Annotated in this window: 14 protein-coding genes; 6 read left to right on the top strand and 8 right to left on the bottom strand. The window is 46.9% G+C overall.

The window, feature by feature from the left end; all coding sequences use genetic code 11:
- Positions 1-458 (top strand): IS630 family transposase (locus N836_RS61120; RefSeq protein WP_023074701.1); only part of this gene is annotated, 458 nt, incomplete at its 5' end.
- A gap of 372 nt (positions 459-830) precedes the next feature.
- Here N836_RS61120 and N836_RS61115 read toward each other — a convergent pair.
- Positions 831-1,493, bottom strand: coding sequence for a hypothetical protein (locus N836_RS61115; RefSeq protein WP_023074700.1), 663 nt, complete (start codon positions 1,491-1,493; stop codon positions 831-833).
- A 663-nt stretch (positions 1,494-2,156) separates the two neighbouring features.
- Between N836_RS61115 and N836_RS0138880 the strand changes: the two genes are divergently transcribed.
- A complete protein-coding gene (locus N836_RS0138880) occupies positions 2,157-2,669 on the top strand; it encodes a hypothetical protein (protein WP_031293523.1) in 513 nt (170 codons plus the stop codon).
- A 290-nt stretch (positions 2,670-2,959) separates the two neighbouring features.
- On the opposite strand, the gene N836_RS61110 is transcribed toward N836_RS0138880, so the two are convergent.
- Entirely contained in the window at positions 2,960-5,218 is a 2,259-nt protein-coding gene (locus N836_RS61110) for an asparagine synthase (RefSeq protein WP_023074698.1), read from the bottom strand.
- Positions 5,219-5,374: 156 nt separating this feature from the next.
- Between N836_RS61110 and N836_RS76690 the strand changes: the two genes are divergently transcribed.
- Positions 5,375-5,563, top strand: a complete 189-nt coding sequence (locus N836_RS76690) for a hypothetical protein (protein ID WP_023074697.1) — start codon at positions 5,375-5,377, stop codon at positions 5,561-5,563.
- Positions 5,564-5,635: 72 nt separating this feature from the next.
- Here the strand turns inward: N836_RS76690 and N836_RS61100 are convergent, their stop codons facing one another.
- The 5 genes from N836_RS61100 to N836_RS76050 all read right to left on the bottom strand — a co-directional run bounded on the left by N836_RS61100 (position 5,636) and on the right by N836_RS76050 (position 8,625).
- Positions 5,636-6,181 (bottom strand): hypothetical protein, encoded by a 546-nt coding sequence (locus N836_RS61100; protein ID WP_023074696.1) that lies wholly within the window; start codon positions 6,179-6,181, stop codon positions 5,636-5,638.
- An 87-nt stretch (positions 6,182-6,268) separates the two neighbouring features.
- Positions 6,269-6,886 (bottom strand): cupin domain-containing protein, encoded by a 618-nt coding sequence (locus tag N836_RS61095; protein ID WP_023074695.1) that lies wholly within the window; start codon positions 6,884-6,886, stop codon positions 6,269-6,271.
- Positions 6,887-7,110: 224 nt separating this feature from the next.
- The gene (locus N836_RS61090) at positions 7,111-7,728 is read right to left on the bottom strand and encodes a cupin domain-containing protein (protein ID WP_023074694.1); all 618 of its coding nucleotides are present in this window, start codon (positions 7,726-7,728) and stop codon (positions 7,111-7,113) included.
- Positions 7,729-7,825: 97 nt separating this feature from the next.
- On the bottom strand, positions 7,826-8,383 hold the full coding sequence (locus N836_RS61085) for a sigma-70 family RNA polymerase sigma factor (RefSeq protein ID WP_023074693.1): 558 nt from the start codon (positions 8,381-8,383) through the stop codon (positions 7,826-7,828).
- Positions 8,384-8,442: 59 nt separating this feature from the next.
- Entirely contained in the window at positions 8,443-8,625 is a 183-nt protein-coding gene (locus N836_RS76050; RefSeq protein WP_023074692.1) for a hypothetical protein, read from the bottom strand.
- 166 nt (positions 8,626-8,791) lie between these two features.
- On the opposite strand from N836_RS76050, the gene N836_RS61080 reads away from it, so the two are divergent.
- From N836_RS61080 to N836_RS73660, 3 genes are all read left to right on the top strand, one after another.
- Complete coding sequence (locus N836_RS61080) at positions 8,792-10,042, top strand: DUF4331 domain-containing protein (RefSeq protein WP_023074691.1); 1,251 nt, start codon at positions 8,792-8,794, stop codon at positions 10,040-10,042.
- A gap of 135 nt (positions 10,043-10,177) precedes the next feature.
- The gene (locus N836_RS61075) at positions 10,178-11,527 is read left to right on the top strand and encodes a tetratricopeptide repeat protein (RefSeq protein ID WP_023074690.1); all 1,350 of its coding nucleotides are present in this window, start codon (positions 10,178-10,180) and stop codon (positions 11,525-11,527) included.
- A 94-nt stretch (positions 11,528-11,621) separates the two neighbouring features.
- Positions 11,622-12,716, top strand: coding sequence for a HupE/UreJ family protein (locus N836_RS73660; protein ID WP_023074689.1), 1,095 nt, complete (start codon positions 11,622-11,624; stop codon positions 12,714-12,716).
- A gap of 27 nt (positions 12,717-12,743) precedes the next feature.
- Here N836_RS73660 and N836_RS61070 read toward each other — a convergent pair whose 3' ends face one another.
- Positions 12,744-13,136 carry a RidA family protein gene (locus N836_RS61070; protein ID WP_023074688.1) on the bottom strand — a complete coding sequence of 131 codons (393 nt, stop codon included), beginning with the start codon at positions 13,134-13,136 and terminating at the stop codon, positions 12,744-12,746.
- Between the last annotated feature and the right edge of the window lie 12 nt (positions 13,137-13,148).

Genomic DNA, 13,148 nt, shown 5'->3' with positions numbered 1-13,148 from the left:
CGGCCCGTGGCGTCAAGCCGGTGGGTAACGTGCATTGGACGTTCAAAGCCACCTACTTGTACGGGGTGGTTGAACCGGCGACCGGAGAGCACTTTTTCTATGAGTTCACTCATTGCAACACCGACTGTTTTGAGTGCTTTCTTAAGCTCGTGGCCAAGGAATATGCCGACAGTATTTTGATTATCCAAGTGGACCAAGCCGGATGGCACAAGGCCAAACGACTCACGGTGCCGGACAACCTGATTCTAATGTTTCAACCGGCTCACTCGCCTGAATGCAATCCGATTGAGCAAGTCTGGCAATACCTCAAAAAACGGTTGCGGTGGACACGACCGAAAACCTTAGATGAACTCCGAGCGCTTATTCGAGAACAATTAGTTGCCTTAACCAACGATACGATTGCCTCCATTACTGGACGAGCGTCCATACTAGAGACTTTATCTGTAGCTGGTATATAGAGAATTGGTATAAAAACATCACTCTGCTCAGACCAGCACTTGTTCTCAAGCATAGGCGCATCCCAAACCTGAGAACAGACGATCAACGACAAATGCAGGTTGGCAATTGAGAGTATTAAGTAGTAGATAGCCGAAAGTAAACGTCCCTAACACCACTGGTTTCGACTCCGCTCAACCAGCGATGTTAGAGAAATGAGGGCTGAGGCTTCGACGGTGAGGCTTCGACGGTGAGCTCAGCCGAACCGTTCAACCGAACCTCGTGCGCGGAGCGTTTCCTATGGAAATAGCCCGGATTGATGGATAGTTTTGTCCATTCACTTACAACAGGCCATCTATAATTAGCCACCCAACACTCTAAGCTACCGCTAAATATTAGTTTATTTCAATACGCTCAATCATCCAATTACCAGGCGCATGGTTAAACGTAGCAACAAATTCAGTTTCACTCCATGGCTTCAGCGTATTGATAACAACTGTTTTAATAGCTTCTGATTGATCATCTTGCTGAGACCGTACAGTGAGGATGACATTTTTGGCAGTTGTCAGACCATTATTTAAGAGAGTGCCTTTAATACTATTTCCTTCGACACGAGCGCCCACTGCCCATACATTAGTAGATGTACTGGTTCGATAGGATGGCATTTCAGTTGAGACCGATACAGGTGCCTGATTGGTATTAGTAGTGCTGCTATTGGAGAATCGGGGCATGGGACCTTTATAAAGCTGTGCTTGCTGATTTAAGGGCTGCATCCCTGGACAATCAGCAAGGTCATCAGATTTAACGTCATCTCCTTTTACATAAGCATAAAAGTTATGCCGTAACCCAAGCAATGTTTGACGGTGCTCAGGGGTAATGTCTGGAGATGTGATTAGAGCACTGGATACTTCAATGGCTTTGTACCAGTTTTGATGACAAATCGCCTCTTTTAAGTCGTCTGAGATGTCTAGATCTGCGATCGCAGCATCAGCATTTTCAGCAGTAGCGGCAACACCAGCTAGCGCCAGCAATGGAATTAAAACAGTGGGGGACTTCATAATAGAGCTGGAAGAACACTACTTACTTAAACCTTCAGTCAAGCGGTAGTAGACGCAGGAGCCGGTTTATGAAGATACATTAAGCTTTACATTTTACATACGGAATTTTGGAAGAAAACTTGTGCACCGCTGTAAGAACCGCTATTCGTAAAATAACTATACCGATGAACGTTTCCTTATACATAGGTAACCTGTCCAGTTTTACTACTGTAACGCTGAATCACCAACAATTAACTTTGATATCACGGCTAATTTGCCCGATCCTGCAGTTGCAACAGTGTAGCTGATTGTGAAATTCAGCACGAATTTATACAACTACGGTATTGGTATGTGCTCAATTTGACAGCAGTTCACACTGAGTAATAACAAGAGTTTCGATCACATGATGACTCAGCCTCACGAGACAACCGTTGCTATTCTCTCCCGTAAACCTGCCAGGGGTTGGGGACCATGTCATACATGAAGCAACTCTCCATGTATGACATAAAACTCTCAGAACAACTCAACAATTAGAAAAGTCTTGTTAGAAACAATTAAACAGTGCAACCTTGGCTTTTAAGCCTACTTAAAGAATGTAAAGCCCACCTTTGGCTAACGTGAAAAGTTCAATAGCATGAACTAAATTACTCTGATCCTAAGAATCTCCTACTGGATTACAAAGGAGTGAATTGGAAATTAGTTGTGGTCAAAAGGTGTGAATATGAACCCGATACAAACTTAGCAGGGATCAGGAAAAAAATTGTCTTTTCTTTACTAGGAATTATTGTTGTTATTAACAGTAGCTGTAACGACACACGTTCAGTTAACACCCCAACAACTTTGGCGAAGCTTGAGCCTTCATCATCAGTGAGCACTGAGCCAGCATTACCCACTGCTACAACGATTCCAGATCTGCCATTAACTCCTAGTGAACTGCAAGAGTTTGATAATATGATGATCGAATTAGACCCTGACCAGCAATTAGTCACAAAAATCACTCAGCGAAAACTCTCCACTACAGTAAATATCACTATTGGCCCAGGGTTTAAGACCCTTAGCAGGGAGCGTCAAAACGAGATTGCAATTGCCATGCGAGATGGCTTGAGTCAAGTATGTTCATGCAGTCCTTACCTCAAATTGAATACGGAAGATGGGCAGCGACTAGACGCACTGGAACAATATTTGAAGTGGCAATAAAACTAATCCAGGTACCTACCACACCATGGGCTCTACATCGCGTGCAATGCAAAACGCAAGAGGTTGCCCTCGCCAAGCGAGCAGGGGTGCTGTCGGAGCAGCACCCCTTAAATTAGGGTTTTGTTGGAGTCCCGTCAATTGTCGAGGACGGCAGAAACGTGCCAAGAGCGGTCATAGCCCCGATTCATCTGTACTCAGACAACGAGCACAAAAGCGGACTATTCTCGTATTTCACACAACAAGGGATGAAAACTTTACAGTCACCGACGATAAACTAGCATGCAAAGGTACTATCGTTTGAGGCCAAAAAACAATGCCTTTGCGACGTGCCTTATTGCAGACGTGCAAGTGCGAACAAAGCCTTTGCTTCTTGCTCTGACTAACAACTCACGAATCGATAAATCCCATACTGTTGCGGCTTGGGTAGAATAAGTAACTGTATTTGTATTTGATTGATCGATCGGTTTAGCGCGTGAGTCAAATACCGACTCACTACCCTCAAAACGTTGTCGCTCGACAACACAATCCGCGATCATGCTCTCTAGGGCGACATCGCTTCCAATTTCAGCCAATGTAAAAGCCCTTTGTACTGCTAGTCGAGTACCGAAATCACTCTCTAGACGATCCTCTAGCCGTACAAGGCTCCCGCGATGCCGCTCAAGCGCTGCATGACTTGAGTCGCCTGCTTTGCTTGGCGAATAAGCTGCTGCTTCAGTCAGCTCGTCGGTTGCAGACTTGCACCCCTCTGCTGTGAACAACGACGCACCATATCGTCTTAGCAATACTGATGTAAAAACACCGAGCCCACATATTAACTCATAGGTATTCGGGGCGTTCGATGAGCGGAAAACTTTCTCGGCTCTATCCAGATCAAGAAATTCACCGTAGTAATCCTTGTTGTGCAGGATGTCTCGTAAGATCAGCGGCCGAACAGCATTGTAAAGATCAACTTTGTGATTGGGTAAGTATGGGCTGCTGACGTTTGGAAATTCCGCCCGTGAGCGAAATGGGGCGACATCTGGAACATGATCAATGGATCGCATAGACTTACGTAGCTCATGAGACCATTGGTCATCAGCAAAAGGGATACCAGTCAATTGTGGCGCGCTTAGTCGCAAGAGCGCGTAATGCAGTAGTTCCTGATTTCTCTGCTCAGGCGTCAATGATAAACCGCTTCGTATAACGGAATCAGTTACGAGTGGGTTGGCTGTCGGGCCACCCAATCCCGCGTGATTTGACATTATTCCTACCCAGTGGGCGTTACGCTCACGAACCATATATAGGTCAGAAAGCACGTCTAGCGGAGCACCTTCGTCTAAATATTTCTCGAATATCTTGATGTATTGCCGCTTAAAGTCAGTGCCTGGGTTGTGACTTAGTAATTCAAGAGGATCATGAAAGTGTGTTTTCAAAACATCACATGCAAAATGCTGAAAGCTACTTGTCGAACAGCTTCGAAAATAGCTATCACGCAACCCATTTTGATGGCCAGTTACATGTATCCGCGGGATAGCTTGCGGCAGCCCAACCAAATCGAACACGGATAGTCGCCCCTCAGTAAGTCGTAGGGCTGTAGTTACCCGGCCGATAAGAGTAGTTTGCGGCAGTACCAAAGGAGGGCGGCGGAGTTTATGTCGATCATAAAGACCCGTAAATGCACTTAATCTTTGTGCTGAGATTACATCGGGGCTATAGAGGGGGCCCGATGTGAAACTTTGCTCAATGTTGGGGACTTGGCCGCCAGCATTCAGCAGACCTAGCACTACTCTGCTGTCTTTTCCGCCACTCAGCGGCAGGTCCCAACCCAGCCCCCAGTGCTTCTGACATGCCGCAAGATATCCAGAAAGCTCCTCGACTAACGGTTTAAACGCAGCAATGGGCTCTATGCGCGCTTGCTCAGCCAACTCGGGAGCATAGTAATCCTGCCAAGTTGGCGATTCGCATGAAGCCTTACCTGAACGAACTATGATTCTTGAACCGGGCTGAATCATTGATATGCATTGGAAAGGACTTAGTCCACCCTGGATATATCCCTGGTAGCAAAGCCAGCGCATTGCGCTTGGATCGATTTCTGTGGAGATTCCTGGAATTGCCAGTAATAGAGACTGTCTGTTTGTAATGGCAACAAAACTGTCTGTTTCTGCCATATAGATGGGATGAGTACCTCCAAGTGTAGATTCAACCTGGAGGGAATCCTCTATACCGCGAACCATAGAATACTCACCTCCAAAAAGGGATGACGCTGCCTGGTTACATCGCCGTGTGAAAAACTCTTTTGCTTCCAAAGCCTTTGAGTCGCTGCTCTTAGGCCACGGAAAGCCAGTTATTGCTATAGCAGCACCCTCGTCGTGCCACCAGAACTTGCTCAGTAAATCTTCACGCTGATTTTGGGTAAGGTGATAGATGCATGTCTGACCTGAAGCTGAATGCCACTTGTCTACCCTTGCCACCCCCGCAGGGCAATAGTCTTTTAGCTTGTTTTCATTTAATTCAAGGATACTGTGGACCTTGCTGGCCAACTTCCAATGTACGGCTAAGTAGTGATTCATAGTGATTCATATTCTGAGATTGTTAAATAGCTATTGCGCCTTATGTGAATTCTAATCAGCAATGGCAGTCACTTGCTCGAATGTGTATTAACTGCCACATGGGTAAACAGTCTCGAGGTCGTTTTTCTGAGCAAATGCTCCGGTATTTTGGACTTCATGGAAGACTCCCTCAATCCGCTGGCGAAAGTGATTCAACAACCGGTCGAACTGTCTCGGATTCTGCAGGTGCTGGTGCTCGCGTTTGGTCGTGAAAACTCGAATAGGTTCATCCAAAGAACTGGAGGTCGTTACCGCTTTGTGCATAATTTGTTACGAAAACACTTTGCAGCTATGTCTCTGGAATAGTTCACTCTAGAAGTTTTGGATGTGTCTCTATTTCAGCAATGCCTCTAATTCTATGGTCACCTTCGGTACAACTTAGTTGTAAGGCCCAATATCACGAGCAATTTGCCAAACACGACAATTACGACAATGAGGCTCATCTGGGAATGATGAACGAAGCTGAGCAGCGATAACATTGGCATGATCCAAGTTTGACAGCAGTCCAAATTGATTGACCTCTGAGGGAATAAAGATTTCAGGGAATCTGCCACAGTTTGTTAAAACACTGTTGCCGTCTTCATCATCGACAATATCAAAACCACAGAACTCAAATGCAGGAGGTACTTCGTGGATATGCTGTGGTTGCTCAAGGATGGCCAGCAGCTGATCTTGACCTGTGCGCCAGTTAACCCGCTGGCGGAGGTAAGCGAGGTCAGTAAACCAGGTGATGCGATAATCTGCCCGGACGTTGTGGGACCAGTCTTCGTCAATGAGATCCTCGATGAGGTCTGGGCAAAGAATATAGTCTAGGGTGACCAGTTCGGTAATGTGGATAAAGCCAGAGAAGCTCATGTAGTCATCCCAGTCGTTAGTCTGAGATAAAGTAAAGCGTTGACGGGCAGTGAAAAGCCAGGTATTCATCTATCAACCTTCTCAAGGTAGCCCCCATGTGTCAGCACTACACCCATTGCATGAAGATCAAGAGAGATAAACTTTACCCTTTCAGGCTCAGGTATCTAAAATATCATCATCCATTGAGGATACACATAGTAACAGGCAACCATTTTGCGATTTTGGCTGATGGCTTGTATGCCCAGGTGCAGATATTCGTTCACCTGGATAATACACATGACCCTCTACAACAAAGTCCCCCGTCAGAACCAATACAGTTTCTCCACTAGCATGGTAATGATTTGGAAACAGCCCACTACCCTTCTTCCGGGCAAAAAATGCTGCTTCCCGGCACGTTTCATCTGTTTGCCAGGTGGCCACTTCCACACCCGACTTGCCGGGTAATAAAGACCAGCTTAACTCAGCTGCTTTTTGCACGAGTTCAGTCATTGGCAAATCCAGTAACTGTAATAAGTCTGAACTTGCTCCAAGAGGCTGTTGGGCAATCCTCTGACATAAACGCTCTTTCAGGTCCGTCGACATCGGAGCAGAGGGCACACCATAGGCTAAAGTAGCGACCGTCTCTTGAAACTCATGAACGGCCTGATTTAGTTCCACACTATCTAATAAATCCTGCTTAAACCGCGTACGCTCAGCTGCCTCTAGCGCATCGAGGGCATAAAGGGCAGCCATCTCCATGGCGTCAGCATTTAAGTGGGACTCACGAGGGTTCATGTTTCTAATACTAGCTCGGCAGATTAAGAACTGGCATATATCAATTGTTGGGTAGTGATTAGGACAAGGAAGGGGGTAGTAAAGCAAGCATGGTAGAGACAGGGGACGCGGGATGTTAGGCTAGCTCCAAATTCAGTCATCCCGATGTCAAATGGCTTATCTTATAGGGGGCTTATCTTATAGGGACAGTGGTGCTTGTTAGTTTTGCGACATCGCGGGGTGTCTCAAACAGGCAAAATGTCATCGTCCATCGACGACACACAGAATAGTAAGCAACCGGTTAATGTTGCCGGTTGATGGCTCGTATCCCCAGGAGAAGATATGCGCTCTCCAGTACGATGTACCTGTTGACCAACAACAAAATCACCCTCTAACACCAACACAGTCTCGCCACTCGCATGGGCATGATTGGGGAATAGACCACCTTCGGCCTTACGGACAAAAAAGGCAACTTCACGAAACGAAACATCTGTTTGCCAGGTGGCAATTTCTGCCCCTGAGTTCCCCGGCATCAAGGCCCAGTCCAACTCAGATGCTTTTTGCTTGAGCTCATCAATTGATAACTCCAGCAGTGTCACCAAGTTCGAACTAGGTCCTACAGGCTCAACCGCAATCCGCTGAAATAAGCGCTCTTTCAAATTTGCTGCCATCGGCACAGACGGAGCACCGTAGGCTAAATCAGCTGCCGTTTCTTCAAACTCACGCACCGCCTGATCCAGTTCTACACTATCCAATAGAGCCTGTTCAAACTGCGATCGCTCATCTGCCTCTAGCACATCAAGGGCGTAGAGCACAGCCATCTCGGCAGGGTCAGAATCTTTATAGGGCTCAGAAGATGTCATGCTTTTATACTAACCCGGCATTTAAAGAATCAATATATGTTTAGGATACGGCTATATAGGTATACGCCGCCTATCTTAGATTGGATCGCACAATTTTCTAATCTGTCGCTAATGCTTGTTTCAGCTTACGCAATCCCAGGCGAATTCGTGTTTTAACCGTGCCCAAAGCTAACCCCGTTTGCTTAGCAATTTCCGATTGACTAAAGCCTTTGTAGTAAGCTAACTCAATCACTAGACGTTGCTCATTGGGTAGCTCAGCCAAAGCCTGAGTCACCACCGTGCGTCGTTCAGTAATCAGTAGTACATCATCAGGCACATCAAACGAACTCACCTGGGCTGTATTCTTAGCTGCTTCTACCACTTTGGTTTGTCGCTGTCGCTGTCGCAACCGATCTAATGAGCGACTGCGGGTCATTAAAAATAGCCAAGAATCAACTCGACTACGACTGGCATCGTAACGAGCTGCAGTTCGCCAGGCTTTAGCAAATACATCGAGGACAACTTCTTCAGCCTCTTCCACCGAGCCAAGAATTTTGAACGCTAACCCATACATAACTCGGGCATAGCGATCATAAAGCTGACTAAGAGCCGCTTGGTCCCCTTGTACCATGCGCCTAATCAGTTCAGTCTCGTCCTTAGATTGCAGTTTTGCCATTTATTTCAACTTTTGCAATTGCTGATTTTTGGGATGAACCGGTCTAGAACCGTTGCTACTTAACGACTGCTTACATCTACAGCCAGCTCAAGGATCAGCAATGCCCAACTTTTTTTTGCACCCAAGAGATCCATTTCATCAGACCTGGCGTATACCCTTCCAGATTGCACAAAATCATTGCTAACTAAAAGAGCAGAAAACCTCTGCTCCGACAGTATTGACGACTTTTTATATGTTGTCATGGCCCATGCTCCTTAGCAACTGGGTTGGCTTTGAAATGCGTGCAATTCAAAGCTAACCCACGCTCAGAACTGTCAGTTTTCTCTAGAGAAAGCTACCAATCTCAACTTAAACGTGGGCTGAACGCAAACACTATTTTATTCATTTCCCAAAAGGAGAACTTGCACCATGCTGAAGTCTTTACAAACCACTCTAGGTCAGCTATCCAAACGCCAAACTTGGCTCAAAATCAGTGGTGTCTTTCTGGCTACCACTCTTACACTAGGGGGCGCTGCTACATTAATTAACGCTTCTGACCATGATGATGGAGAAGTTGATATTAAGGGTCGAAATCTCAATATTACTGACGTTTATGCATTTAGAGAGAAAGACCAAAATCCCAACGCCTCTGAAGATGATCTCATCCTTGTGATGAATACCAATCCTCGCTCTTTAGCACGGCAACAATATTATTTCAGTACTAATGCCCGCTATGAGTTTCACATTGACACTGTGGCTAATAAAGACGCTAAAGTCACTGGCCAGCCAGATATGACACTACGCTTTGAGTTTGGTACCCCCAATAATAATCAGGAACAGGAAGTCACTGTCACGGCTATCAGCAATGGTAAAGCCAGGAAAGCCCAAGCAATTACCACTCCCTTATTGGATAACTCGCCCAATGTTAAAGATGTTCGACTAGGGAGTGAAACCCTGAGCATCTTTGCGGGCTTACGAGAAGATGCATTCTTCTTTGATGTTGAACAGTTTTTCCGTGTGCGTGCGGGAGCTGCTGGTATTGGACCAGCGGTAGGTTTTCGTGATCCTAGTGAGGCTGTTGATTTTACGACTGGCTACAACGTTAATACTATTGCCGTCCGCATTCCTAAACAGTTATTGCAAGGGCGCACCCACAGTGACGTCTTTGATATCTGGACAACAATCTCCACTCCTGATGCCGATGGCAACTATGTTCAGGTTGAACGTCTGGCTCGTCCTGGCATTAACGAAGGCCTTGTCCTGACTAACGACTTTCTCAATGCTCTAAACAGCGTTGGCCCTGACTTCGAGGCCGCAGCCCTGGCTGGGCAACAGCCTGCGGCTGATATCGCTGCCCCCATTGTGGGTGAAGCTAGGAAGACCTTGCTGGCGCTCGGTAATAGTGAAGAGCGTGCTGACGCATTATTAGGGGCGTTTTTACCTGATGTCATGCGGATTGATACCAGTGGCCCCAGCGGCTACGCTAATGATTTAAATGCTGCGGGTAGCCCAGTGCGGGGCCGCATGCTCAAGGATGACGTCATCGATATTACGCTGAGTGTTTTGTCGAACGGTGCGATTACGACAGATAACGTGTCTTATGAAGGTACACCCGGAAATCCGGCACAAGGCCATCAACCGTTAGAGCCTGCGTTTCCTTACTTGGCATTGCCTAATTAGCCCTCACCCTAAATCCCTCTCCCCAGGGGAGAGGGATTTTGAAAAGGTTTATCTTTTAACCACCCAAACTCTAATTTTCTTCTTCTTGAAAGAACAGGGCGCACCACGATGCACCCCTACCACAACAGAAGACCCATGCTAATAACTCTAAACCTCCGTTTTATCCAACGCCGTCGACAGCTCCTTTGGGGCGTTAGCTTACTGCTCATCGCTACTACTTTTCACCAACTCAAACCACTCCTTACCACCCCCTCTTACGACTATCCCTTCTCTTCCCCAAATGAAACTGACATCACTGGCCAGCTTGAACAAGAGCTTGCCTTCCATAAAAATCGTATTCGCCAAACCCCAGAGGATGCTCTCAGCCAGGCGGCCCTGGCCAATACTTACCTAAAACTCGCCCGTGCCACTGGCGACGCTAACTGGTATCTTCTTGCCGAGCAAGCGGCCCAACAGTCCTTACAAAAGCTTCCCTTCAACAACGAAGGAGCCCAAATTGTTCAGGCCAAAGTTGCTGAAGCTCGCCATGATTTTGATCGTGCTATTCTCCTAGCCAATCAAGTACTTGCCAATCAACCCTATTCTGAACCAGCCCAAACCATTCTGATCACAGCCCACCTGGGCATAGGAAATCTTACCGAAGCTAAAACCATCGCAGATACTCTGGTACAGCAAATACCTACCCTGGGTTCTCTCACTCTCCGAGGCCTTGTTCATGTAGCTCAAGGTCAAGATACCTTAGCTATCAAAGACTTTGAGGCTGCCCTCAAAGCAGAAGAACCTCAGGAAGCAGGGAGTTCTGCTTGGACCCGGACCCTCATGGGGCGCTTCTATGCCAGTCGGGGAAACTACCAAACGGCTCGACAACTTTACCAAGAGGCCCTGGAGATTTTGCCTCGATATCCTCTGGCGCTGGTCCATATGGCTAGCTTAGAAACCCGTCAAGGGCATTACAGAGCGGCTAAAAGGCTCTATTCTCAAGTATTTACCTCTCAGGAGTATTCCAATGTTTGGGACCATGTAGCCCTGCAAGGGATGGCTCAAGTCGCCAATCTTCAAGGTAATCGACCAGAAGCCCAAAAACTTTGGCAACAAGCTGAGGACCAATTCAGACAACATCAGGATCTAGATACTTTTGGGCATCGTCGTGCCTTAGCACAACTGTTATTAGACCGAGATGATACCGCCGATCTGCCTGAAGCTCTGGTGCTGATGGAAGCTGATTTAGAAGTGCGTCAGGATGCAGAGACCTTGGATACTTATGCCCGCGTGCTAACGCAATTGGGGCGTTGGGAAGATGCGCAACAGGCGTTGAAAACCGCACTTGAACAGGGGACTCGAAATGCAGTGATTTTTTATCGTGGTGGGCTAGTCGAGCAGCAGTTGGGAAATGCGGCTGCGGCTAGCGAGTATTTTGAGGCTGCGCAGATGGTAGATCCTACTTTTAGTGAGCGGGATCAGCAGATTTGGGGATTGGCTGATTAACCTACCCCGCTGCCCCTCCCAGGGGGATGAGGTATTGGCTTACGTATACAGCTGTAAGCAGATTGGAAATCTTAATGCTTGCGAGGAGATTCATATGAAACGTTTTGTTCGCTTTTTACAGGTCAGTGTTTTGGGATTATTGGTTAGTTTGTGGTTTGGCAATGTTGCGATCGCACCTGCCCAAGCCCACTGGGCTGACCTCACCATAGCCGACATCATTGTCTCCGACACCGATGTCCAAATCACATTAACAGTGCCCACAGTACTCCTCAACTTTGCTGATGACGACGGCAATCAAACACTGTCTTTAGCAGAAACTGCAAAGCACCGTGCCCAACTAGAACAACAATTCGGCAATGGCATCACCTTAAAAAATCAAACCAATGACTCAGGACAATTCACCCTCACGCCAGCCATAGCTCAGCAGCCTGAAGACAAAATCACCCATAGCACCTTCTTATTAAGGTACAAGTGGCCAACGCCCCTACAAAAACTCACCATTCAATATAATTTATTTTCTCCTGAACTTGACCAGGCACAGGCTCTAGCTACCATCACCCAGGGTAACCGTACACAGAATATCGTTTTCACCCCTGAAAACAATACTGTAGAAATAGCAGACACAATCCCCTGGCAGCAACAGTTTCTTAGTTTCCTCCAGCTGGGTGTAGAGCATATCTTCACGGGCTACGATCACATCCTATTTTTAGTTGCCTTGCTCTTGCCAGGTGGCAACCTATCTCAATTGATCAAAATTGTTACTGCATTTACCATCGCCCATTCTCTCACGCTCACCCTTGCGGCCCTGAATATTGTCACCTTGCCAATCGCCCTGGTAGAGAGTGTTATCGCCCTATCGATTGTCTACGTAGCCGCCGAAAATCTGTGGCGAAAACAGATCAGCCACCGGCCTTGGCTGACCTTTGGGTTTGGCCTGATCCACGGCTTAGGATTTGCCAACATTTTAAGCGACCTGACCCAAACCCAAAGTAATCTGCTGCTATCTTTAGCAAGCTTTAATCTGGGTATAGAATTAGGTCAAATTGCCATTGCAGTATTAGTATTTTATGGAATGAGCTTGATACAAAAACGTCAAGGGGAGTTAATCCTACGTGCCGGGGCCTCGGTGCTGCTGGTTTGTATGGGCAGTGTTTGGTTTGCTGAGAGAGCTTTAGCTGCTTGGCCATGATGGATATATAGCCTGTATTCATGCCTTTTAAAACATCAAGGCATCCACCTCAATCTCAATCAGCATATCCGGATTAATCAGTTTATTCACCTCTACCATGGCTGTTACAGGCGGATAAGCTCCCATAAACTCTTGATGGGCCTGACCATAGTCTTCCCAACGGCTAATATCGGTGACATACATGCGTGTTCGCACAATGTTCGACAGGTCAGCGCCCATTGCCTGCAATGTCTGCTGAATGATCTGAAAACACCGTTTTGTCTGGGCATAGCCATCCCCCGGCGCAAACGTATTTCCGCTATCATCCACCGGAGCTGTTCCCGATATAAAAATCTGGTTACCCACCCGCAGGGAACGGCAGTAGCCAACTTTTGTTTCCCATGGGGTATTAGTAAAATGTCGCGCAACAGACTGCTCCATCCTAGCTCCTGT

This window comes from Leptolyngbya sp. Heron Island J, from assembly GCF_000482245.1.
In the GTDB taxonomy this organism is placed as follows: Bacteria; Cyanobacteriota; Cyanobacteriia; order Phormidesmidales; family Phormidesmidaceae; genus Leptothoe.
Note: the sequence above shows the minus strand (reverse complement) of the source record. Positions and strands in the feature narration are given on the sequence as shown.